This window comes from Minwuia thermotolerans (assembly GCF_002924445.1).
Classification (GTDB): domain Bacteria; phylum Pseudomonadota; class Alphaproteobacteria; order Minwuiales; family Minwuiaceae; genus Minwuia; species Minwuia thermotolerans.
In genome coordinates this window covers 324,195-347,137 of the sequence record NZ_PIGG01000031.1, presented here as the reverse complement: position 1 = coordinate 347,137, position 22,943 = coordinate 324,195, and the positions used below count along the sequence as shown (strand labels likewise).

General features: G+C 66.4%; 16 protein-coding genes. 12 read left to right on the top strand and 4 right to left on the bottom strand.

Annotation, left to right across the window (positions count from 1 at the left end; genetic code table 11):
* Positions 1-13 precede the first annotated feature (13 nt).
* Positions 14-736 carry a sensor histidine kinase gene (locus tag CWC60_RS09570; protein ID WP_109793759.1) on the bottom strand — a complete coding sequence of 241 codons (723 nt, stop codon included), beginning with the start codon at positions 734-736 and terminating at the stop codon, positions 14-16.
* 451 nt (positions 737-1,187) lie between these two features.
* On the opposite strand from CWC60_RS09570, the gene CWC60_RS09565 reads away from it, so the two are divergent.
* The 5 genes from CWC60_RS09565 to CWC60_RS09545 all read left to right on the top strand — a co-directional run bounded on the left by CWC60_RS09565 (position 1,188) and on the right by CWC60_RS09545 (position 11,606).
* The gene (locus CWC60_RS09565) at positions 1,188-1,844 is read left to right on the top strand and encodes a response regulator transcription factor (protein ID WP_164516463.1); all 657 of its coding nucleotides are present in this window, start codon (positions 1,188-1,190) and stop codon (positions 1,842-1,844) included.
* Positions 1,845-1,986: 142 nt separating this feature from the next.
* Positions 1,987-3,246 (top strand): methyl-accepting chemotaxis protein, encoded by a 1,260-nt coding sequence (locus CWC60_RS09560; protein ID WP_109793757.1) that lies wholly within the window; start codon positions 1,987-1,989, stop codon positions 3,244-3,246.
* A 216-nt stretch (positions 3,247-3,462) separates the two neighbouring features.
* Positions 3,463-7,188 carry a PAS domain S-box protein gene (locus CWC60_RS09555; RefSeq protein ID WP_109793756.1) on the top strand — a complete coding sequence of 1,242 codons (3,726 nt, stop codon included), beginning with the start codon at positions 3,463-3,465 and terminating at the stop codon, positions 7,186-7,188.
* A complete protein-coding gene (locus CWC60_RS09550; RefSeq protein ID WP_109793755.1) occupies positions 7,185-11,156 on the top strand; it encodes a PAS domain S-box protein in 3,972 nt (1,323 codons plus the stop codon). The genes CWC60_RS09555 and CWC60_RS09550 overlap by 4 nt, the downstream gene beginning before the upstream one ends.
* A gap of 81 nt (positions 11,157-11,237) precedes the next feature.
* A complete protein-coding gene (locus tag CWC60_RS09545; protein WP_109793754.1) occupies positions 11,238-11,606 on the top strand; it encodes a response regulator in 369 nt (122 codons plus the stop codon).
* Positions 11,607-11,682: 76 nt separating this feature from the next.
* On the opposite strand, the gene CWC60_RS09540 is transcribed toward CWC60_RS09545, so the two are convergent.
* Entirely contained in the window at positions 11,683-12,435 is a 753-nt protein-coding gene (locus CWC60_RS09540) for a Crp/Fnr family transcriptional regulator (RefSeq protein WP_109793753.1), read from the bottom strand.
* A gap of 193 nt (positions 12,436-12,628) precedes the next feature.
* Between CWC60_RS09540 and CWC60_RS09535 the strand changes: the two genes are divergently transcribed.
* The 6 genes from CWC60_RS09535 (at position 12,629) to CWC60_RS09500 (ending at position 18,621) form a co-directional block, all read left to right on the top strand.
* Positions 12,629-14,215, top strand: a complete 1,587-nt coding sequence (locus tag CWC60_RS09535; RefSeq protein WP_125182756.1) for an outer membrane beta-barrel protein — start codon at positions 12,629-12,631, stop codon at positions 14,213-14,215.
* Between the two features lie 165 nt (positions 14,216-14,380).
* Positions 14,381-15,118 (top strand): hypothetical protein, encoded by a 738-nt coding sequence (locus CWC60_RS09530; RefSeq protein WP_109796366.1) that lies wholly within the window; start codon positions 14,381-14,383, stop codon positions 15,116-15,118.
* A 58-nt stretch (positions 15,119-15,176) separates the two neighbouring features.
* Complete coding sequence (locus CWC60_RS23230; RefSeq protein WP_125182755.1) at positions 15,177-15,662, top strand: hypothetical protein; 486 nt, start codon at positions 15,177-15,179, stop codon at positions 15,660-15,662.
* Between the two features lie 153 nt (positions 15,663-15,815).
* Positions 15,816-17,042 carry a hypothetical protein gene (locus CWC60_RS23570; protein ID WP_164516462.1) on the top strand — a complete coding sequence of 409 codons (1,227 nt, stop codon included), beginning with the start codon at positions 15,816-15,818 and terminating at the stop codon, positions 17,040-17,042.
* A 147-nt stretch (positions 17,043-17,189) separates the two neighbouring features.
* Positions 17,190-18,122 (top strand): hypothetical protein, encoded by a 933-nt coding sequence (locus CWC60_RS09505; RefSeq protein WP_109793747.1) that lies wholly within the window; start codon positions 17,190-17,192, stop codon positions 18,120-18,122.
* Between the two features lie 61 nt (positions 18,123-18,183).
* Positions 18,184-18,621 carry a hypothetical protein gene (locus tag CWC60_RS09500; protein ID WP_206419854.1) on the top strand — a complete coding sequence of 146 codons (438 nt, stop codon included), beginning with the start codon at positions 18,184-18,186 and terminating at the stop codon, positions 18,619-18,621.
* Between the two features lie 105 nt (positions 18,622-18,726).
* On the opposite strand, the gene CWC60_RS09495 is transcribed toward CWC60_RS09500, so the two are convergent.
* On the bottom strand, positions 18,727-19,032 hold the full coding sequence (locus tag CWC60_RS09495) for a hypothetical protein (RefSeq protein WP_109793746.1): 306 nt from the start codon (positions 19,030-19,032) through the stop codon (positions 18,727-18,729).
* A 390-nt stretch (positions 19,033-19,422) separates the two neighbouring features.
* Between CWC60_RS09495 and CWC60_RS09490 the strand changes: the two genes are divergently transcribed.
* Positions 19,423-20,826, top strand: coding sequence for a caspase family protein (locus tag CWC60_RS09490; protein WP_109793745.1), 1,404 nt, complete (start codon positions 19,423-19,425; stop codon positions 20,824-20,826).
* A gap of 16 nt (positions 20,827-20,842) precedes the next feature.
* Here the strand turns inward: CWC60_RS09490 and CWC60_RS09485 are convergent, their stop codons facing one another.
* Positions 20,843-22,942 (bottom strand): adenylate/guanylate cyclase domain-containing protein, encoded by a 2,100-nt coding sequence (locus tag CWC60_RS09485; RefSeq protein WP_109793744.1) that lies wholly within the window; start codon positions 22,940-22,942, stop codon positions 20,843-20,845.
* Position 22,943 lies beyond the last annotated feature (1 nt).

Below are 22,943 nucleotides of genomic sequence, written 5' to 3'. Positions count from 1 at the left end.
TCAGGGGGGCTCATCACTGGGACGTTGGAGCTGAAAGAAGCTCGCCGGGACTTCTCGCCATCGCCTCATCTGCGCCCAGGATCACCCGAACCTGCGCGCCACGGCCGGGTCCAGAGCCGAGGACGACCTCATGTCCCAACAGATCCGCCAGCCGGCGGACGACGGTCAGTCCGAGTCCCAGCCCCTGCGGACGTTCACCTTCCTGCGGCGCCTGCATGAAGGGCTCGAATACAGCCTGGCGCATTGCCGCGGGAATACCGGGACCGTCGTCCTCGACGCAGAGAGTCAGGCGTCCGTTCTCGATCCCGGCGCGCACCACCGCATCCCCGCTCGGCGCATGAACGGCGACGTTCTGCAACAAATGGTGCAGCATTCGGCCCAGCAGCGCGCCGTCCGTGAAGGCGCACACCTCCGGCAATTCGGCGCGCAACGCCACGCCACGGTCCGTCAGCGCCGGACCGATTTCGTCCAGCACCTGTCCGACCACTGCGGCGAGCGGCGTCGAGACAATTTCCGGCTCGATGGCGCCCGTTTCCAGCTTCGACATGTCGAAGAGAACGTCGAACATGTAGCCCAATTCGCGCGCCGAGCACTCGATGTTGCGGCCGATCTCCCTGCACATCTCCATGGGCGAAGCGGACAGCGTACTGGCGAACAACTGCATCGCCTGCAATGGCTGACGCAGGTCGTGGCCGGCCGCGGCCAGGAGACGTGACTCGTTGAATTGCTTGTGCATGCCTTCTTTCACGCTGCTTTGCCGATCCCTGAACGCCGCCGCCTGACATGGACGGACCGGTGAACCGCGCCCCGACCGGCAGCGTACGAAGCGGGCGTTCGCGCGGCCGGAGCGTTGCGTATTCTGGCAAAGAGTCTTCGCGTCGTCGCCTCTGAAACTGGATATATGTCCTCATGCAAACTGTCGTCCGTTGCCCGCAAGCCGATTCATCGAAAACGACCGCCAGTCCGTTGAGGAGTTGCAAGGATCCGCGTTCAAGATGGAAGACAATCGAAGGGCGAAATCTTTGGCGGACAGGGTTAACGACCTGTTCATCCAAGTATAGAATCATCATCATGGATGTCTGGATGCTCGGAATGAACAAGACCAAGCCGAGGGCTGCAGGGGGCAATCTATGTCTGCGATGATGCCGCACCCTGCCGGGGCCGGGGCCGGCCAAAGAACCCACAGGATGAGACTGATCGTCGCCGACGACCATGAGATGGTGCGTCTGGGGCTGACATTGCGGCTTTCCCAGGCCTATCCGGACGCCGAGATTGTGGAGGCCGATTGTTATCGCTGCCTGGAGGGCGTGTATTCCGAAGGCGGGCCGCCCGACCTGGTGATCACTGATCTGAAGATGCCGGACGGCGAGTGGCGCAGGGAACTGCAGATGCTGCGCGCCCGTTGCCCCCAGACAAGGGTCCTTGTCTTTTCGGCGCTGGAGAGCGCGCAGATCGTGCGCAGTATATTGCCCGATCTCGCGGACGGTTTCATTCCGAAGAGCGCCGACGGCCATACTCTGATGGCCGCCATCCGCCTCGTGCTCGACGGCGGTGTCTACGTGCCGCTGACTGCGCTGGAGTCCATGCACGAGGAGGGCGGGACGGGCGGCCCGGCGCCGGCGGCGTCTCCGGCTCTGCCGCTCACGCCCAGGCAGGTCGACGTGCTGCGCATGATCGCGCTGGGCAAGGCCAACAAGCAGATTGCCTACGAACTCGGCCTGTCCGTCGGCACGGTCAAGATTCACGTCTCCAACATCCTCGACGCCCTCGGCGCCACCAACCGCACCGAGGCCATCGCCATCGCCCGCGACCGGTACGGATTGGGAAGCGAACCCGGGACATAGACGTCATGCCCGACCGGCGCACTTCCCTAGGCCGATGGGCATAGGCGCAAGTCCGGTGTCCCGATAGGTCCTCTGGCAAATTTTCAGCGTCATCGGGGCGGGACATTCTTCGACATGGAAAATCAGGTCGAAGGAGCCCGTCATGCTGAACATGATTTACCGCCGCGGCGCGAAGGGCGGCGCCGGCCGTCCGCCGGCTGATCCGGAGCCGGTCGAGGACTACGAAACGGTCAAGGCCGAACGCGACCGCTACCGCCAGATGCTCGATGCCCTGCCGCTGAACGTGATGATGTGCGAGCCGGAAAACTTCACGGTCACCTACGCCAGCAGGACCAGTCTGGAAACTCTCCGTCGGCTGGAGCACCTGGTCTCCATCAAGGCCGACCAGCTTGTCGGCGCGTCGATCGATGTCTTCCACAAGAACCCCGAGCATCAGCGGCGTATCCTGAGGGATCCTGCGAACCTGCCATGGAAGGCGCGCATTCGCCTGGGTGACGAGCATCTCGATCTGAAGGTGTCGGCGATCCGGGACGCGGACGGCGGCTATGCGGGCCCGATGCTCTCGTGGTCCGTCATCACCGACCAGGTGGAAATGGCGAACCGCGTGAAGGAGGTCGTTGACATCGTGGCCTCCGCCGCCACGGAGCTGGATTCGACTGCGACCGGACTGTCCGATGCGGCGAACAGCTCCTCGGAGCGCTGCTCCGTGGTCGCCGCGTCATCGCAGCAGGCATCGATGAACGTTCACACTGTTGCCTCGGCCACGGAGGAACTGGCCGCTTCCATCGCCGAGATCACCGGCCAGGTGGCTGAGTCCGCGAAGATCGCCACGATGGCCGTGGAGGAAGCGGAACAGACCGGCTCGGTCATGGCGAAACTGGCGGAAACCGCCAGCAAGATCGGCGAGATCGTCGAACTGATCAACAACATCGCCGCGCAGACCAATCTCCTGGCGCTCAACGCCACGATCGAGGCCGCCCGCGCCGGGGAGGCAGGGAAGCGCTTCGCCGTCGTTGCCAACGAGGTCAAGCAGCTCGCCGGCCAGACCGCCGGCGCCACCGAACAGATCACCAGGCAGATAGAGGCCATCCAGTCCGGTTCAGAGGGGGCGGTGAAGTCGCTGGACGACGTTTCCGGCACCATCCGGAAGATGTCGGAGATTTCGAACTCGGTCTCGGTGGGCATGGAACAGCAACGCACGGCGACCGACGACATTGCACGCAACGTCCAGGAAGCTGCGACGGGTACAGAGGATGTCACGAAGAACATCGAGACGGTCTCTCAGGCCACGCTCTCAACGGGAGAATCAGCCCGGCAGGTCCTCGACGCCGCCGGTGAGCTGTCCCGTAATGCAGAACGGCTCCGCACCGAGATCGACAGCTTCCTCGGCAGGAAGGATTGAGCATGGGAAATGCCGGGCATCTCCGGACGGCGGCAGCCGCGTGTCCGGAAGCGCCAGTGCGACAAGTTTGCCGCCCGAATGCACACAGCCGCTGCGTAGTATAGAGTGTGTCGTTGATTGCATTTGTCCAATGTGCCCCGTTCACCAGCCATATCCTCCTTCCCCACCGGCCGAAAGACGCCGGCCCTCGGCCGTCGGCGCCAGGTGCGGAAACGCATGAGTTGGGCGAAGCAGGGGAGAGGCGGCTTCTCGACGTCGTTGCTGACCGAACTGCCCGCGATTGTCGTGGTGCTGAAGGCGGACGGTCGTATCGACTACATCAACCCCTTTCTGGAGCGCTTGTCGGGGTTGGGCCTTGACGAGGTCCGCGGCCGCGACTGGTTCGACACATTCGTTCCGGCCCGAGAGCGCGACAGAGTCCGTGCGCTCTTCCGTCAGGGTTGGAACGGCAAGGAACCCACCCGCGGCAACGTCAACGCCATACTGACCGCGGATGGCCGCGAACGGATGATCGAGTGGTCCGACACCACTCTGCCCGAGGGAAAGGACGGTGAGCGGGTCCTGATGGCGATCGGCGTCGATGTCACGGCGCGTGAGGCGGACCGGGCGATGAGCGCGGCCGAGTTGAAGCGTTTCAAGGGCCTGCTGGACAGCCTGGCTTCCTATATCGGGCTGTTCGATCTGAAGGGCACCGTGGTCGAGGCGAACCGGCTGCCGCTCGAAGTCTCAGGCCTCGAACGTGAGGACGTGATCGGGAAGCCGTTCTGGGAGACCTGGTGGTGGTCCTGGTCGCCGGGGGCGATGGAGCAGTTGCGGAACGCTCTGGCGCAGGCGGCAACCGGCATGACGGTACGCGACGAATTCCTGACGCGGCTGCGCGAGAACGAGTTCGCGACCCTTGAGATCGTCTTTGCGCCCTATCGCGACGAGCACGACCGCATCGTCGGCCTCGTAGGCTCCGGTGTCGACGTGTCCGAGCGTATCCGCACCCGCCGGGAACTGGAAGAAAGCGAGATGCGCTTCCGCAGCCTCGTCGAAAATGCCCAGGACACCTTCTTCCGAATGTCGGTCCCCTCCGGGCAGTTTACCTATGTAAGCCCCTCTGCGGCGCAAACCCTTGGCTACGATCCCGATGACTTCATCGAAGATCCGGAGTTGATTCCGCGGATCATCCATCCGGACTCGGTGGACTATTTCGAACGCGAATGGGCCAACATCCGCGCCGGGAAAGTCGCGCCGCGGCTCAGTTACCGCATTGTCGACCCTGTCGGCGGCGTGCGCTGGATCGAGCAGTCAAGCACGGCGGTTCCGGGAAAGGACGGCGAAATCGTCGCCCTGGAAGGCATCATGCGCGACGTCTCGGAGCAGCACCTGATCCAGAACGCACTCCGCTACAACGAGCGGCGCTTCCGCGATCTCGCCGAACAATCCTCTGACTGGCTGTGGGAGCTGGATTCGGATCTCCGGGTCAGCTTCGTCGCCACAGGGCGCACCGAGATTTCGAGCATCAATGCAGGCGATGCGCTGGGGATGCCCTACAACAGGCTGCAACCGTCCGGTATGTCGGAGACCCAGAAGGCGGAATGGGACGCCATTCACGACAGGATCAAGGCGCACGAAGCCTATCGCGACATGCCGCTGACCATCTGCGATCCAGCCGGCGTGATCCGCCACCTGCTGTGCAATGGCCGTCCGATCTTCGACGCCGCAGGCAACTTCAACGGCTATCGCGGCGCGGCGAACGACATCACGGATCGCGTCGAAAGCGAACGCGCGGTCGCGGTCAGCGAGAAGCGCTTCCGCGGCCTCGTGGAGAGCGGCACGATGGGAATCCTCGTTTACGGTCTCGACCACCGTCCGCTCTATGCCAGCCCGCAGGCTGCCGCGATGCTCGGCTACAGGTCGGCTGACGATGTCCTCGAACTGAAGAGTCTCGACGCGATCCTCGACGATACGGAAGTCGAACGTGTGGCGGCGCTGCGCCGGCGGCGAATGAAAGGACAAAGGAACCCGCCGGTTCAGGAGTTTCTCGGCCGGCGTAAGGACGGCTCGCCCGTCTGGCTGCTGAGCCAGGCCGCCGACATCGATTGGGACGGTCAGCGGGCGATCATGTCGACCGTGGTCGACATCACACCCCAGAAACTCGCTGAGCGCGCGCATGCGCGCAGCGAGGATCGCCTGACCCAGGCCCAACGCATCGCACGTGTGGGCTCCTGGGAGTACGATCATGCGCGATCGAGATGGCTCTGGTCCGATGAGCTCAAGCACCTTTTCGGCTTCCCGCGGGATGCGAAGATCAACGAGGTTGAAGCGTTCGCACGCGCGGTCCATCCCGAGGACAAGAAGCAGGTCTTCGGCAGTTTCACCCGGGCGATCGAGACGGCGGCGCCGTTCGAGATCAGGCACCGGATCGTGCTACCCGGCGGTGGCGTCCGCTGGATCAGCGCCCAGGGCGAAACCCTGTTCGACGACAGCGGCGCCCCGCTCCTGACGCGCGGCACCATGCAGGACATCACGGAATCGAAGGAGGCGGCAATCGCGGTGGAGGAACTGGCCGACAGGCTGCGCGAGGCCCAACGGATCGGCCGGCTGGGGTCCTGGGAACTGGATATCCCCAGCGGTCAGCTGAATTGGTCGGAAGAGAATTACCGCATCCGCGAGGTCGAGGCCGGGACGACCCCGCCGACCTACGAAGAATTCCTGAAGACGATCCATCCGGACGACCGGCAGCGTGTACGCGACCTCTACGAGACCTCTGTGCGGGAACGGCAGCCCTACGCGGCCGTGCACCGCCTGGTGATGCCGGACGGGCGCGTAAAATGGGTGCAGCAGCGGGCCGAAACCCTTTATGGCGAGAACGGCGAACCCCTGAAATCCCGCGGCACGGTGCAGGATATAACCGAACAGCATCAGGCCGAGGAAGCGGTGCGGGAACTGGTCGACAGGCTCAACGAAGCGCAGCGCATCGCCCGGCTGGGTTCGTGGGTTCTGGACATCCGCACCAATAGGCTCGCCTGGTCGGACGAGATTTTCCGGATATTCGAAGCCGACCCGGCCGAGACGGAGGTCAGTTACGAGAGCTTCCTCTCCTATCTCCACCCCGAAGACCGGGACATGGTCCACCAAGCCTACTGGGACGCAGTCGAGCAGGGTAAGCCCTACCAGCTCGTGCACCGCATTCTGTTGTCCGACGGTCGCGTCAAGTGGGTCGAGGAGCGCGGTGAAACCGTCTACGGCAAGGACGGGGCACCGCAACTGACGCGTGGCACGGTGCAGGACGTCACCGAGCTGCGCAAGGCCCAGGCTGAACTCGAATCCTCCCTTCACGAGAAGGAAGTCCTGCTTCGGGAGATCCATCACCGGGTCAAGAACAACCTCCAGATCATCTCCAGCCTGCTCTATTTTCAGGGTCAGGGACTGACCGATGCGAAAAGCGTCGCCGGTCTGCAGGACATCCGCAATCGGTTGAACGCGATGGTTCTGGTCCATGAGCGCCTCTATCGCTCATCCGACCTGGCGGAGGTCGATTTCGCAGAGTACGCGACCTCGCTCACCGCCGAGCTGGCGCGTGTGTACCGCAGCCGCAACCCCGACATCTCATTGCATGTCGGCGGCGATGCCGTTCTGCTGCCGATCGAGATCGCCCTGCCGCTCGGCATGGTGGTGACGGAACTCGTCTCCAATGCGTTCAAGTACGCCTTCCCAGGCGGTCGGGCGGGCAGCATATCCGTCACCTTCGACAGTGGGGACGGAACCGGCGAGATGGTCGTCTCCGACGACGGCGTCGGCCTGGCCGAGGGCCTCGACCCGGCGCAGAGCGAGTCCTTCGGCTGGCGTGTTGTCCATGCTCTCGTCGAGCAGATCGACGGGGTGCTGACGACGAGCGCGGGCACCGGCGTCCACGTCACTGTCACCTTTCCGCTGAAGGAGTGCCGGCGTTGAGCAGGACCAGCGGCCGCATCTTCGTCGTCGAGGACGAGGCGCTGATCTCCATGGAGATCCAGGATCGCCTGCAGCGGCTGGGCTACGACGTGGTCGGCGCCGCCCGAAAGGGCGAGGAAGCGCTGGCGATGATCCCGGCGGCGGAACCGGACGTGGTGCTGATGGACATCTCGCTGGCCGGCGAGATGTCGGGCGTCGATGTGGCGCTGGAGTTGCGGCGCACCTCGGGTACGCCTGTCGTCTTTCTCAGCGCCTATTCCGACGACGCCCTGGTGCGCCGGGCGATGGAGACCGAGCCCTTCGGCTACCTGGTCAAGCCCTTCGAGGAACGCGAGGTTCACGCAACCATTGCGACAGCGCTGCGCAAGGCTCGCCTGCAACGGGAGCTGCACCAGTCGCGCGACCGGCTGCTGGACCGCTCCTTCACGCCGTTCATCCGCACCCTGCCCGATGGCAGGTTCCTTTCGGCAAATCCCGCCGCGTGGCGGTTCCACGGCTATGACAGTGAGCAGGAATTGCTTGATGCCGTGGGCGATATCGGCGCCGAAATCTATGTCAACGCCGATGACCGCCTGCGCGTCGTGGAGCAGGTCATGTCGACGGGGCAGGTCGAGGGCTTCGAATGCGAGGTCTACCGCCATCGCGGACGTGAGCGCCGGTGGGCACGTCAGAACATCTGGTCGGTGCGTGATGAGGACGGGGAATTCCTGTTCATCGAGGGTTACTGGGAGGACATCACCGAGGAACGGCGCGCGGACGAGCTGCTGCGCGAGAGCGAGGCGCGCTTTCAGGCGCAGTTCCGCCACACGCCGCATCCGGTCTACGTCTTCCGGTTCGACGGCGGCGAAGGCGCCCTGATCGATTACAACGAAGCGGCGCTGGAGGCGACGGAGGGCGGCGTCTCCTCGCTGGTCGGTCTGTCGCCGGAGCGGGTCTTCGCCGACCGGCCGGACCTGACCCAGGAAGTGCTGGCCTGTCTGCGCACGGGCGAGGCGAAGCGTCGCGAGTGCGACTACCGCCCGCGCCGGAGAGCCGGGCTGCGCCGCATCGAGTTCACCTTCTCATATGCGCCGCCGAATCTTGTCCTGGTCCACACGATCGACATCACCGAGCGCCGGGAAGCCGAGCGGATGATGCGCGACATGAATGCGGAACTGGAGCGGCGCGTGGAGCGGCGCACGGCGCAGCTTGTCGAAAGCGAGCGGTTCAGCCGCGGCATTCTCGATTCCATCGGCGCAAATGTCGCGGTGCTGGACGAGAACGGCCGCATCGTCAGTTCCAACGCTGCCCGGCGTGATTTCGGAAGCAGCCGCGGGCTGACGGCGCCGACACACGATCGGAACTACCTGGAGATATGCGATCAAGCCGCCAGCGCCGATGGCGACGATGCGGTCTATGCGCGGACCGCCGCCCAGGGCATCAGGGAGGTTATCCGCGGCGCGCGCGAAACCTTCTCCATGGAGTATCCCTGCGCCGCGCCGGAAGGCACATTCTGGTTTCTCTGCCGGGTCAGCCGGTTCACCTCGGACGGCCCGTTGCGCGTCGTCATCACCCATGACGACGTCACGGAAGTGCGACGCGCTCGAGAGGAGGCCGCCGAGAAGGACCGCCTGTTCGCCTCGCTGGTAGAGGTGGCGCCTGTCGGCGTCTTCCGTACGGACGTGGAAGGCAACTGCCAGGTTACCAATGCGCTCTGGCAGGCGCTTACGGGTCTGACTGAAGAGGAGTCGAACGGGCGTGGCTGGCTGGCCGGCGTTCATCCGGACGACCGTACCCGAATCGATGCTGCCTGGCAGAGCGCCATCGAGACAGGCGGGGGTTTCCAGGAGGAATATCGCTACTGCCGGCTTGACGGCGGGACCACCTGGGTCATCGGGCAGGCTGTCCCGATCCGCAACGGGGGACCGGGGCCGGCGGGGTTCATTGGCGCGGTCACCGACATCTCCGCGCGCAAACGGACCGAAGAGGTGATGGAAACCCTGTCGGTCGATCTGGCCCGGCTGACTGGCGCCGAGTATCCGCGCGCCGCCGCGCAGCGCCTTGCCGAGCTGCTGGGTGCGGACGCCGCCACTGTCGCCAGGGTCACCGGCCGAGATCGGACGAAAATCCGTACCGTAGCCATGGTGCGCGACGGAATGGCCGAGCCGGACGCGGTTTTCGCCACCCGCGGTACGCCCTGCGCCGAACTGCTTTCGGGAGAGGCCGGGGACGTCCTGCTGATCGAGGACGGGCTCGCGGAGCGCTATCCGGACTTCGCGGTAGCTCGGGAACTCGGCATGCGTTCCTATGCAGCCGCGGCTCTGGTGAACGAAAGGGGAGAAACCTTCGGCAACATCTTCGTCATGTTCCGAACGCCGCTGACCGACACCGCATTCACGGTCTCGGCGCTGAAGCTGTTCGCCGTGGCCGTGGGCGCCCAGATGACCCAGGAAAGCAACGCCCGAAAGTACAGGGATCTGTTCGAGTTCGCGCCCGACGCGCTGGTCATGGTGGAGGGCAACGGCCACGTCGCCTATGCGAACCGCCACGCCGAAGTATTGTTCGGCTGGCGGCGCAGCGAGATGATCGGGCAACCCGTCGAGATGCTGGTGCCGCCGGAATACCGCGAAATCCACGACGGGTATCGCCGGAACTTCTCCCTGGAACCGGGCAACCGGCGCATGGCCGCGGAACGTCCGGGTCTGGCGGCGGTCCGGAAGGACGGCTCCATCTTTCCTGTCGAGATCAACCTGGCCCCGATCGGCACCGACGATGAAGCGTTGACTGCGGCTGCCGTGCGCGACGTCACCGAGCGGCGGCGGATGGAGAGCGAACTGGCCCAGTCCACCAAGATCGAGGCGATAGGCAATCTGAGTGGCGGGATCGCTCACGACTACAACAACTACCTTGCCGTCATCATCGGCAATCTCGACCTGATCGCGGAATCCGGCGAGCTTGGTCCGGAATCGGAGACTCTGGTGAGCACGGCGCTGGATGCGGCCGAGCGTGGCGCGGAACTCAGCCGGAGCCTGCTCGCCTTTTCACGCCGCCAGCCGCTGCAGCCGGTCCCGACCGACATCAATGCCCGGGTAGAGGCCGTGGTGAAGCTGATCCGGCGGATGCTGGGTGAGGCGATCACGGTTTCGGTGCATCTGGAAAGCGGCCTGCCGCAGGTGCGCATCGACCCGGCGCAACTGGACAGTTCCATTGTCAATCTGGCGACCAACGCGCGTGACGCCATGGGTGGCAGCGGCACGCTGGCCATCACGACCCGGCGTCTGCAAGTCCCCACTGGCGCTCCGGCCAGGGGTCCCAGGCCAGGCGAGTATGTAGAGATCGGGGTCACCGACACCGGCCCTGGCATCCCCGAGGATATCCGGGAAAAGGTCTTCGAACCCTTCTTCACCACCAAGCCTCCGGGGCAGGGCACGGGTCTGGGGCTCAGCATGGTCTATGGCTTCGTACGCCAGTCGGGCGGCCAGGTGGACCTGCTGGACCGGCCCGGGGGCGGCGCCGATGTGCGCATCCTGTTGCCGGCGCTGTCGCAGCAGGTCGCCTTCCCTGAACAGGCCGGAGGGGCGCCCGCCGACGGGCCTGCCAGCAGCGGGGAGCGCATCCTGGTCGTGGAGGACAACGCCAATCTCCGCCGCGCGGTCACGGCGTCGATCTCTTCCCTCGGCTACCGCGTCAGCGAGAGTCCGAATGCCGACGCGGCTCTGGACATGCTGGAAGCCGACCCGTCGGGATTCGATCTGGTCTTCTCCGACGTGATCATGCCCGGGCGGATGGACGGATTCGCTCTCGCCAACCTGATCCACCACCGCTTTCCCGCGGTCCGCGTGCTGCTGACGTCCGGCTATCCGGGGCACGTGGTGGAGGTCAATGGCGATGGCCCCATCCGCTCCCGCATCCTTGCCAAGCCCTATCGCAAGGAGCAGCTGGCGCGCGCCCTCCGCGAGGCCGTCGAAGGAAGGTGCGGGAATGGCTGAGCCATCCCCGGAGTTCCGCCGTAGGCCCCGCATGTGTCTGGCGTTCGTATCGTTTTCCGCGTTGGGAAGCAGGAGCATTTGATGACGAAGAAACTTCTTCTGATCGACGACGATCCCGGGATCGGGCATTTCGTCCGGAAGGTCGCGGAGGATCTCGGCTACGAGGTTCACACGCAAACCGAGGCGGCCGGGTTTCTGCGCTGCTTCGATCAGCACCGGCCCGACGTCATCATGCTCGATCTGACCATGCCGGAAACCGACGGGGTGGAGCTGCTGCAGGCGCTGGCGCAGCGACAGTGCCGGTCCGGCATCTTCATATTCAGCGGCTATGACGCCCGAATCTGCCAGATGGCCTTCCAGATCGGCCAGATTGCCAATCTCGACATGCGCGAGATCATTCCCAAGCCGGTGCGCGCCGCGAAGCTGAGGAATATCCTTTCGGCGGTCTGAAACAGCCGCTGACCTGCTCCGCTTCGAGTCCTCGATGTAGCGCTGGCGCTGCCCGGAGTCGGGGCGCGGTGGCGCCTCAGAAGATCGGCCGGGGCGCCAGGTAGGCGTCGTCCCAGTCCACCAGGCGGGCCAGGGCGTGGGTGTCCGGGATCGTCAGCCGACGTTCGCTGATCTGCGCCAGTTCCTTGTCGCGCAGTTCCCTCAATACGCGGTTCACGTGCTCGGTGCTGAGGCCGAGATGGTCGGCGATGTCCTGCTGGCGCAGGGGAAAGCGGCAACTGCCGTCCCTGACGCCGTCGCGCCAGCGCATCCGGGTGTGGATATCCAGCAGCATGTGACCGACGCGCTGATAGGCTGACAGGTGTCCGGCCGCCAGCATCGCTTCCCGGCTCGCGGAGGCCTCTCGCGCCGAGAGCCAGGCGAGCGCCATGGCGAGTCGCGGGAAATCCTCCATGCGGCGCATCATTTCCCCGCGCGGAAAGACGCACAGCGTTGCAGGTGTGACGGCGGTGACGCCGTAATGGTTGTCGGTTTGAATCGCCACTGTCACGTCGATGAAATCGCCAGGCAGATAGATGCTGGCGATGTGCCGCTCCCCGTCGCCAAAGTCGCGGTAGCGAAGGGCCCAGCCGGAGAACAGCGTGTAGAGTTCGTCCCCGCGGCGATCGGGTTTGGCGATCTCCTCGCCTTCGCCGACATGGCGCATGCCGCGGCGGAGGCGGGACACCGCGTCCAGTTCATCGTCGGAAAACGGGCTGAACAGCGCAAGCCGGCGGACCGGGCAGGCCCGACAGGTCACGAGTTCCGCATGGGTGCTCATCCGCGTCATCTGCCGCTCAGGTCTCCTCCATAGGGTGTGGAAATTCCGTCATATAGGTCAGGCTTGAGCCTTGCTGCGGCAATAATGCGACAGTGCGGCGGTTGCGGCGAGACGCCTTGTCCGCATAGCTCATGCGAGATTGACCTTGCCATGCGGCTTGCCTATCAAATTCTACAACGCATCGAGGGGAATACCAGTACCGATGAAACCTTTCGCAATAGCGGTCATGCTTGGTCTCGGCGCGGCGGCGTACGCGCCCTTGATGGCGGCGGCGCAGGACGCCGGCCAGATCGCACCTGCGGTGGAATCGCGCCTCGCGGAGGCCGCGGAAGGCGGTCCCGGCGTGCTGCTGTGCGAACTGCGCGCGGTGCTGGCGGCCGATCCTGCCCTGGCTGCGACGCCTGATTCGGCGGCGGCGCTGGCGCGTGCAGCGGCTGTTCAGGTTCGGCAGTACCGGGGCGCCAACCTGCCCGTCTATCGCGAAATCGTGGCGGTGATCGGCGCGGCCGCGCCTGCCGAAGCCGAGCAGGCAGTGATCAGCGCGGCTGGCGACGCAGTGACAAAGGTCGCCATCACCGACCCGTCGGTCGCCGGGACCGGGCAGTACACCGAACGTCCCGAAGGCGACCGCAAGACGACGGCGCCGCAGCCCGAGCGCCAGGTCGCGCCGCTCGGCGTCCGGGTCGGCAACATGATCGTCTATCCGGAAGTGCAGGTCTCGACCTATTACGACGACAACATCTTCGGCAACGCTAACAATGAGGTCGACGACGTGGCCCTCGTCATCGGGCCGCATGTCTTCGTCCAGTCGGACTGGGAACGTCACGCTGCGTTCCTGCAGGGGCATGTCGACGTCGTGCGCTATCGCGAGAACGACGACGAGAACTCGGTGGACTACTGGGCCTCGGGCGAGGGCAGGCTGGACGTGACCGACCGGACCAAGCTGTTCGGCGGCGCCCTGCACGGCGCATTCCACGAGGACCGGGAATCGCCTGACGACCAGAACGGCGCCGAGCCGACGCGCTACAGCCAGTCGCGGGCCTTCGCGGGCCTTGCCCAGGGCTTCGGCAAGACGCGGCTCAGGCTTGGCGGCACGGTCGAGCATCTGGACTTCGACGACACGCCGCTCGGCGGCGGCGGCGTCATCAACAACGACGACCGCGACCGCAATCTCGTTTCGGCGGGCGCGCTGGTCGCCTATCGTCTCAGCCCGCAGCTCGAGCCCTATGCCGAGGCCATCGCCGATTACCGGCGCTACAATGCGGACGTCGACGACAACGGCTTCGACCGCGATTCCGCCGGCTACACCTTCAAGGCCGGCGCGACCTACGAGATTTCGGGCGAGCTGTTCCTCGATGTCGCCGCCGGCGTGATGTACCGGAATTTCGAGGACCAGGCCTTCGACAGCGAAACCACGCCGGCCCTCGACGCCAGCCTGACCTGGAACACCACGCCGGAGCTGACGCTGAGGAGCTGGGTCAGCCGCTCCATCAGCGACACCACCGTCAACGGTGCGTCCCACTACAACTTCACGGGCGGAGGCCTGACGGCCGAGTACGACATCACCCAGGATCTGCTGCTGAGCGGACTGGCCACCTATGGCGTCAGCGCCTTCGAGGGCGCCAACCGGACCGATCATGACTACGAGTTTGGCGCGGGCCTGCGTTACCGCATCAACCGCAACTTCTTCGTTGCCGGCGACCTGCGCCACCAGTTCCGCGAAAGCGACGTGGTCGGCGCCGACTTCACGCGCAATCAGGTCTTCCTGCGCTTCGGCGCCCAGTACTGAGCCGATAGGCCGGCTCGATGTCTGGCCCCAGCGGGCGCTCCGCGTCCCATTGCACGCGTGATTTTTGTAGAATTCGGATTCAATTGATCTGCATCAAGGTGAACGGGCACGCCCGCTCGTAGGTTCCGCGCGTCAACCACAGACGCGACTTGCGAGGATCCTACGATGGGCAGGCAACGAGGCGACACCGCCAGAACATTCAATTTCCGCCAGGCTCTGATGGCGCTCGCGATCGGCGTTTCGGTCAGCGCGCTGCTCGTCGATACATCACTTGCGCAACGCAAGCAGGGCGAGGGCCAGGGGCCGACCGCCGGCGGCACGGCGCCGTCGGGCAATTCGGGCCAGCAGGGCACCGGGAATGTCGGCTCGACCGCAGGCCAGGGCACGGCCACGCAGTCTGGCGCGAGCACGGGTCCGGGCGGCGTCAACCAGCAGCGTTTCGGCGGCGGCGCCGGAGATGGTGGCGGCGACACGCCGACCGAGCCGCCGAGCGAGGAGGCGCTGCGCGACATCATCATCGGCAACCCGCGCGGCGGCGAGAAGACCGAGTTCGCCGCCGACCGCTGCGCCGACTTCCTGCGCGGCCGCATGACCGCGGAGGAGCGTTTCGACGGCGCCAATCTGCGTCGGCTGAACGCTGCCCAGAGCTTCGTGGCGCCGGGCTTCGATCCCGGCGATGCCCGTACCGGCCTCTACCTCCTCAGCAACTACCAGGAGGAACTCGAGAGCACCCAACCGGACACGAACATGGCGGGCATTTACCTGGCATTGCTCAGCACGCGGCAGGTGACGGATCAGCTGGTCGCACGGGTCAATTCGCTGCTCTGCGTCTCGGCGACCGAGACGCAGACGAAGGAAATCGTCGACTCCGTCGGCCGCTACATGGACGCCCGGGAAGGCTGATCCGGGTACCTGCAGGCGGCGCGGTCCGACAAACGCATTCACTCAGGAGTATCAAGACATGAGCATCAAGTTCCGCATGCTGGCTTCCGCCGCCATCGCCCTGCCGATGCTGTTCGGTGCCGGCTTCGCCGTTGTCGACAATGGCGGCATCCAGTTCACGTCGCCGGCTTTCGCGGCTGACGATCACGATGACGAGAACCACAGTGGTGGCGGTCAGGGTCAGGGCGGTCATGGCCAAGGCGGTCATGGCCAGGGCGGTGGTCATGGTGACGGCAGTGGCCGCAGCCACACCGGCCCGAATCCCAACTGCCCCTATCAGGACCACACCGGCGCGGGCGGCTTCGGCCCGGGGCGCCAGGGTGGAGACGGCGGGACCGGCGGCACCGGTGGAACCGGCGGCACAGGCGGCAATCACGATACCGATGACCACAACACGCCCGGCGCCACGGGAACCGGCGCGACCGGCGGCGGCTCCAGCGGCGAGGGCTTTCTCTGCGACCGGCCGGGTCCGGGCGGCGTGGAGTCCAACATTCTGAAAAAATAACCCGGACCGGTTGATCTGAATCAACAAGTGTTCGGTGAAAAAAATGTAAAAATCGCTCTCGTAGAACGAAACGATGCCCGCATGGAAAAGTAAATGAACGTCCTTGCGGGCCGGGTGATCGGCCCTCACGAAAGATAGGAAGGGTAGACGGAAATGAAAAAAGTACTCATGGCTTCTGTGGCCATCGCCGCGCTGATGGCGGCGCCGGTCGCAATTGAACGGATCGCCGATGGCGATCTGGGCTTCTCCACCGCCTCCGCCCAGCAGGGCGGCAAGGGCCAGGGCGGCAGCGGCGATCGCCGCGGCGGCGAAGGCGGCCAGGGCCAGGGCGCCGGCGGCCAGGGTGGCCAGGGCCAGGGCGGCAGCAAGGGCGGTGTCGATGTCGGCACCACGGCCGACGACGGCGAGGACTCAGACAAGCCTGACTGGGCCGGTCAGGGCCAGGGCGGTAACCCGAATGCGGGCGAGGGCGATCCGGAATCGGACCGTCCGGCCTGGGCCGGGCGCGGCGCCGAGAAGCCTGGCGGGGGCAAACCGGAAACGGATTTCGGCGATCTCTATGGCGATCTCTACGTCATCCTGCGTGACGAGAACGGCGAGCCGATCCTGAAGGAAATCGTCACCGACGAGCATGGCACCATCTACGTGCCGCAGCCGATCGACGCCGACGGCAACCTGATCCCGCTGGACGAGGAAGGTCACCCGATCGACGAGTCCCTGGTGCAGGAAGTCGAGCTGAGCCGGCTCAATGTCGCGCGGTCGCCCGACAAGGTGACCGACCGCGCGCTCGCCGAGGCGCTGACCGCGCTGAACGCCGCCACCGACGTCACCACCGACGCCGCCGGCCGGCTGGTCGTCCTGATCGACGGCGAATGGAAGACCATCGATTCGCCGATCGAGAACATGGCCCTCTACATCGACCTGATGGCGGACGGCACGATCGACGGTCTGACCAACACGGTCGTCACGTCGAAGTTCGCCAACCTGGTCGATGGTCAGATGACCGCGGCCGATCTGCAGTCTGCGGCGGTGCTGCTGGCCGCGACCGCGGACAAGTTCACCACGTTGACGCTCGATGCGGTGATGTACGTCAACAATCTGCTGGGTGTGAACGATCCGGCGGCGGGTGAGTACATCGACCTGACAAGCGTCAGCTACGACCGCGAGACGATCTTTGGCGACGTCACTGCCGAGGTTCTCATCGATCCCGAGGGCGACGGCACCTGGACCGTGCAGACTGTGAACATCTTCGACGCCGTTTTCGACGGCGAGGACGCCTCGGGCACCGCCGCGGCAGGGTACACCCTGGCCGTCGACGACTCCCGCGCAGTCATCAACTACATCCACGAGTACGAGGTTCCCGCCGCGACCACCAACTGACGCGGAGACCGGCCGGCGGCGCTCAACCGAGCCCGCCGGTCCCGTCCTTCCCTCGCCCGCGCTTCATCGCCCTCCGCCCCCGTTTCCGGGACGGAGCGCCGTGAAGCCCCGAAGGGGCCCGAAAACGTTCGCAAGGGATGGTTCGAGATGATCAAGTCGATTCTCATGGCGTCTGTGGCCGCGATCGCGCTGACGGCGGCGCCGGTCGGGGTGAACCTGATGGCGGCCGGCGGCGCCGGCATTCAGTCCGCGCAGGCCGAAGAGGGCGGAAGCAAGGGCGGACAGGGCGGCAAGGGCTATCGTGGCGGCCGCGGCGAGAAGGGCGGCAGCAGCGATCACGACAGCGACTCCCACGGCGGCGTGGACGTGGACGAGAGCGAAGGTCACACCGACCATGACGACGGCTCCGACCACGGCAGCAAGGGCAAGAAGGGCAGCGGCGGCAGCGGCTCCGACCATGCCGAGGGCGACGATCACTCCCACGATGACGGCGGGGAGGACGGCGCGGACCACGGCGGCAAGGGCAGCACGTCCGGCGCGGAAGGCCGCGGCGGCAATGCGCAGCGCGATTTCGAATCCGGCGACAGCCGCAGCGGCGGCCGCCCGGTCTGGGCCCAGGAAGGCATCCCCGAGGTCGAACTCGGCCGGCTGAACGTCGTCCGCGGTCCCGGAACCGTGCTGGATCACGCCGTGACGGAGGCGCTGTCGAACCTCACCACGGAGCGCGCGGCCCTCTACAGCATGTCGGCGGAGGAATTCGCCGCCCTCGTGGCCAACGACTACGACAATGTCGACCGCATCGATTCCCCGCTCGAGAACATCGGGCTCTACCGCGACCTGATGAAGACGGGCGCGGTCCCGCCCGGCGTCACGCCGGTGACCACGCTCGATCTGGCCGCGATCCTGTTCGGCGGCGCGTCCGACAAGACCATCCCGGTTACCGCGGACCGCGTGCTGGCGATCAACACCATTCTCGGCGTGCCGGCGCTGAGCGAGGCCGACACCCAGGCGCTCGCCGCCAAGGCGGAGACGGTACGCGCCGGCATCCTGACCGGCCACGGCGAGGAAGACGACCACTGACACGCCGCCATTGTCAGTCCCGGCATGGCGGATCCATCCCACCAGTATTGGAGACAGCGGGATGAAAACCACTACCCTTCACATCATTCGCACGGCGTTTCTGACGGCCGCTCTGTCATTGGGCGCTGCCACCGCCATGGCCCAGTCGGGCACGAGCGACGAAGCGCCGGTCTTCGGCAGCCAGCTCATGACGGAACAGGAGCGCATCGAGCACCGGGACCGCATGCGCGCCGCGACGACCGACGCGGAGCGCGAGCAGATCCGCGCCGAGCATCACGAGCGCATGCGCCAGCGCGCCGCCGAGCGGGGCGTGCAACTGCCGGAGACTCCGCCCGCGGAACGCGGCATGGGCAAAGGCATGGGCCAGGGTCAGGGCAAAGGCATGGGCCAGGGTAAAGGCATGGGTCAGGGTCAGGGCCAGGGCGCTGGCAAGGGCAAGGGCAAGGGCGACATGGACCAGGAAGAGATGCGCAAGCGCAAGGGTCAGGGGCGGAACTGAACCGGGGAACCGTTTCGCTGTTCGCGCATTCACCCGGTCGTCCGGTCCGGCGCGGGCAAAAGATCGCAAGGCGCCGGCGCCCCATTCAGGCGCCGGCGGCCCCATTCAGGCGCTGGGGCTGTGCATCCAGTCGTCGCTCGACGGGGACAGCCTGACACATTCGACGATCAGCTTGGAAACATAGGCGCTCGGATTTCGCGCCGGCAACTGGTCCCCCGCCTTGACGACGGCCTGGAGCCGGGCCCTGACATTGGCCCGGTGGGAATCGACAGGGTATTGCGTGACCCCCGTCAGCTTCTGCACATCGCTGGACACTTCGGGGCTGGGCGGGAAACCCAATCGGCTTTCGTCGACCTGGCTCAGCAAGTCCAGGGCCCTTTCCAGATCGGCTACGAGCGGGGAGACCGGCATTTTTCTGTCCCTCGGATCAATGGATCATTTGCGTACGCGAAGCAGGTCACGCTGCAAGTCCGCTACAACCGCCAATCGAGTTCGCCGCACACCGCTAATCGTGGGCGCGCCGATTGCCTTGCTTGCCGCAGCGTAATCCGCAAGCGGACGCTTGTCGAACGAAGGACGGCGCCCCGGGTCGCGAAATTCTGCCGACCGGGCCCCGCCTGCGATGACGCCGCGTCGGGCGGCGGTTGACCTGCCGCGGGGGCGGGGACATCCTTTGTCCAGCTGGACGGGCCGTGTCCGGCAGTCGCCGTGAGGTTGGGCGGCCTCGGGGCGATCGGGGGACGGAGAGGCCGCCGCGGACGGCGCGGCACAGCGGCGAAGTCGGGATGCACCTTGGCTAACATGTTCGACATCCGCCCGGCGACCCGGACCGCGCTCCTGCTGGCGCTGGCCCTGGCCCTGGGCGTTTTCTCTCCGGCACGCGCCGAGGAGCGGATCGCCCTGGTCATCGGCAATGCCGATTACGGCGCCATGGGCAAACTGAAGAATCCGGTCAACGATTCCCGGCTGATGGCCGGCACGCTCAGGGACCTGGGCTTTCGCGTGATCGAACTGGTCGACGCCGACCAGCGCGAGATGAAACGCGGCGTGCGCGATTTCGGCCGCTGGCTGCGCCGCGCCGGACCGGACGGGGTGGCGCTGTTCTACTACGCCGGTCACGGTGTCCAGGTATCGGGCCGCAACTACCTGCTGCCGGTGGAGGCGCAGATCCTGGCCGAAGGCGATGTCGACATCGAGGCGATCGAGGCCGAGAGCATCATGGCCCAGATGCAGCACGCCAATACCGGGGTGAACATCGTCATCCTCGATGCCTGCCGCAACAATCCCTTCCAGCAGGGTTTCCGCTCCGCCAGCCGCGGTCTCGCGCGCATGGAGGCGCCGACAGGCACCTACATCGCCTACGCCACCGCGCCGGGCCAGCTGGCCATGGACGGCGATGGCCCGAACAGTCCCTTCACCCGCCACCTCGCCGCCGCCATGGTGGAGCCGGGAATCAGCATCGAGGCGGTGTTCAAGCGCGTCCGCCAGCGGGTTGCCGCCTTCTCCGAGGAACGGCAGATTCCTTGGTCGTCGTCCTCGCTGATCGGCGACTTCGTCTTCAACCGGGCCGCCGTGGCGGGGGAGCGTGCGCGCCCTGCCGCGCCGCCGCCGTCAGCGCCTGCGGCGAGCGACCGCCAGATGGATGTCCTCTACTGGGAGAGCATCAAGGACAGCGGCGATCCGGGGTTGTTCCGCGAATACAAGAGACGCTTTCCCGACGGCGTCTTCGCCGCCATTGCAGACGCCCGCCTGCGGGCCCTGGCTGCACCGGAGACGCCGCCGCGCCGGACGGAGAGCGCCGCCGTCGATCCGGCGCCTGCGCCGGAGCGCCCGCCCGCGACGTCCACGCCGCCGGCGGAAGCGGTGAGGGTTCGCGACTGCGATGGCCTGCTTAGGGGGAGCGGTTCCGCGCCGCCCTACTGCCTGGAGATCCGTCAGGGGGGCGTCTTCGAGGTTTCCGAGAAATGCGGCGCGATCTCGACGCGCGACCAAAGCGACAACCGGGGACGGGAACAGACCGTGCGGCTGAATCGGAACGACATGGTCGCAGTCTCCGAGATACGCATTGTCCACTATTTCGGCGAGGAGACGCGCTGCTACTGGATCGCCGGGAATGACTCCGACAGCGTCGCTGGCCATGACGGCTGGGTGATCGTGATCCCCGGGCCGGAACTCCGCTTCGTCCGCCTGCACGAGGCCGACTGACGGGAGTTCGCAGTGGTCATTTCTGATCCAGGACCGTGATCCCGGACCAGTCCGCGGGCGGGTCGGCGGCCAGCGCGGCGGCGTGGTCGGCCATGCGGGCCGCGACCGGATCGGCTGGGCCGAGTTGGGCGAAACCATCGGCGGCGCGGGTGAAATCGCCTGCTTCGAGAGCCTGCCGCGCCGCATCGAAGGCGGTGAGGTGGTTTTCCGAGAGACCGGTCGTCGGCCCGAAGATATCGGTCGGTCCGCTGCGGCCGACCACCTGGACGCGGTCGATCAGCCGGAGATCCGCCGCGCCGCTGCCCCGGGCGGTTGCGCCGCTCATCAGCACGGTCGAGCCATAGCGCTTGTTCAGGCTTTCGAGCCGCGCCGCCAGGTTCACGGCGTCGCCCATCACCGTGTAGTCGAAGCGTTGCGCCGAGCCGATATTGCCGACCAGCGCCGGCCCGGTGTTGAGGCCGAGCCGCGTATGCGGCCAGGGCCGGCCCGACCGGGACCGCTCTTCGGCGAACCCGGCCAGACGCGCATGGCACTCACGGGCCGCATCGACGGCGTGACGGGCATGCTCCGGATCGTTCAGCGGCGCGCCGAAGACACCGACGACGGCGTCGCCGATATACTTGTCGATCATGCCCCGGTTACTGACGATCGCGTCGGTGACGATGGAGAGGTAGGCGTTCAGCGCCTCGACCAGTTCGTCCGGCTCCATCGCCTCAGACATCTTCGTGAAGCCGGCCAGATCGGAGAACCAGACCGTCACCTCCCGGGTCTCGCCGCCCAGTTCCGGCGCGCGGCCCGAGGCGGCCAGTTCCTCGACCACTTCCGGACTGAGATAGCGTGCAAAGGTCCGCCTGAGATGGCGCTTGTCGCGGTCGGTGACGGCGAAGCGAAAGCCATAGCCGCTGCCGCCGGCCAGCAGCAGCGCCGCCTCCGCCGAGAGCCAGGGCGTGACGACGCCTGCGGTGAAGGCCCAGAGCGCCCCGAGCGCGGCCAGCAGCATCAGTGCGGCGCCACCGGCGGCGGCCGGAACTGCCGGCGCCTTCAGCACCAGCAAGGCGGTCAGGAAGCCGAATGCGAAGACCAGCGCGCCGGCCCCCCAGGGCGGCAGGGCGCGGAGGGCCGACCCGGCGATCATGTCGTTGACTGCGCGGGCATGAACCATGACGCCGGGAATGGTCTGGCGCGCGAGGGCGTCGCCGTAGACCGAGGTCATCACCGGATGAACGCAGCGACCGGCGAAGCCGTCCCCGTCACGGCGGCCGAGATAGCGTGCGGCGGTGACCTTGCGGTCTTCCAAGTCCAGCATCGATCCGATGAGGACGACGCGGCCGGCGAAGGCCTGCTCCAGATGGCCGGTGCGGCCTGTGCGCGCGCAGGCCAGCACGTCGGCCAGGCTGTGCACGGGCACGGCCCGGGGGTTGGCCCGGAAATCCAGCAACAGACCGCCTTCGGGGTCGAGGGGCAGGCGGTTCGGACCGAGGATCAGGTGATTTTCGGCAATTTCGGCACGAACGCCCAGGGCGCGGCCGACGAGTTCGGCGGCAAAGGCGGTCTCGGTTCTGTCTGGCTCGCCGAAGACCACCGGCGCGCGCCGGATCACGCCATCCGCGTCGGTCAGCAGGTTGAGCAGGCGGATGTTCTTCTCACCGCGCGCCAGCATCCTGTGGGCCGGGTGCGGGCCGATGCGTTCCCCCTGATGGCGTACGGCGCCGAGCACGATCCGGCCTTCGGCGGCGCCGCGCGCGAGGGCTGCGAGATAGGGGCGGTCATTGCCGGGCACCAGGCTCTCCAGGCTGGTCGGCAGGATCAGGTCCTGTCCGACCACGACTGCGCCCGCATCCAGCGCCGCCGCGATCGCCTCGCCCAGCAGGGGCGTCCAGGCGACCTTCGGCAGCCCTTCGAATGGCGGCCGGCGATAGGTCTCCTCGTCGATGGCGATGACCACGGCCGGCGAGGGTGAGGCCGGCTCGGGCTCCAGACCCGTGGCGTGACGCGCAAGGAACAGCAGATCCGCCGACAGGCCCCCCAGCCAGGGCGCCGCCGGTGTCGCCAGAACGATCAGCGTGGCCAGGCCGCCGATGGCGGCGGCGGCAAGGACATCCCGCAGCGGCTTCACC

What these genes read in the sequence shown, in the direction of transcription:
- CWC60_RS23570 (WP_164516462.1), top strand. Translation starts at nt 15,816, where the DNA reads ATGAAAAAAGTACTCATGGCTTCTGTGGCCATCGCCGCGCTGATGGCG.
- CWC60_RS09570 (WP_109793759.1), bottom strand. Translation starts at nt 736, where the DNA reads ATGCACAAGCAATTCAACGAGTCACGTCTCCTGGCCGCGGCCGGCCAC.
- CWC60_RS09505 (WP_109793747.1), top strand. Translation starts at nt 17,190, where the DNA reads ATGATCAAGTCGATTCTCATGGCGTCTGTGGCCGCGATCGCGCTGACG.
- CWC60_RS09500 (WP_206419854.1), top strand. Translation starts at nt 18,184, where the DNA reads ATGAAAACCACTACCCTTCACATCATTCGCACGGCGTTTCTGACGGCC.
- CWC60_RS23230 (WP_125182755.1), top strand. Translation starts at nt 15,177, where the DNA reads ATGAGCATCAAGTTCCGCATGCTGGCTTCCGCCGCCATCGCCCTGCCG.
- CWC60_RS09530 (WP_109796366.1), top strand. Translation starts at nt 14,381, where the DNA reads ATGGGCAGGCAACGAGGCGACACCGCCAGAACATTCAATTTCCGCCAG.
- CWC60_RS09535 (WP_125182756.1), top strand. Translation starts at nt 12,629, where the DNA reads ATGAAACCTTTCGCAATAGCGGTCATGCTTGGTCTCGGCGCGGCGGCG.
- CWC60_RS09540 (WP_109793753.1), bottom strand. Translation starts at nt 12,435, where the DNA reads ATGACGCGGATGAGCACCCATGCGGAACTCGTGACCTGTCGGGCCTGC.
- CWC60_RS09565 (WP_164516463.1), top strand. Translation starts at nt 1,188, where the DNA reads ATGAGACTGATCGTCGCCGACGACCATGAGATGGTGCGTCTGGGGCTG.
- CWC60_RS09560 (WP_109793757.1), top strand. Translation starts at nt 1,987, where the DNA reads ATGCTGAACATGATTTACCGCCGCGGCGCGAAGGGCGGCGCCGGCCGT.
- CWC60_RS09490 (WP_109793745.1), top strand. Translation starts at nt 19,423, where the DNA reads ATGTTCGACATCCGCCCGGCGACCCGGACCGCGCTCCTGCTGGCGCTG.
- CWC60_RS09495 (WP_109793746.1), bottom strand. Translation starts at nt 19,032, where the DNA reads ATGCCGGTCTCCCCGCTCGTAGCCGATCTGGAAAGGGCCCTGGACTTG.
- CWC60_RS09555 (WP_109793756.1), top strand. Translation starts at nt 3,463, where the DNA reads ATGAGTTGGGCGAAGCAGGGGAGAGGCGGCTTCTCGACGTCGTTGCTG.
- CWC60_RS09545 (WP_109793754.1), top strand. Translation starts at nt 11,238, where the DNA reads ATGACGAAGAAACTTCTTCTGATCGACGACGATCCCGGGATCGGGCAT.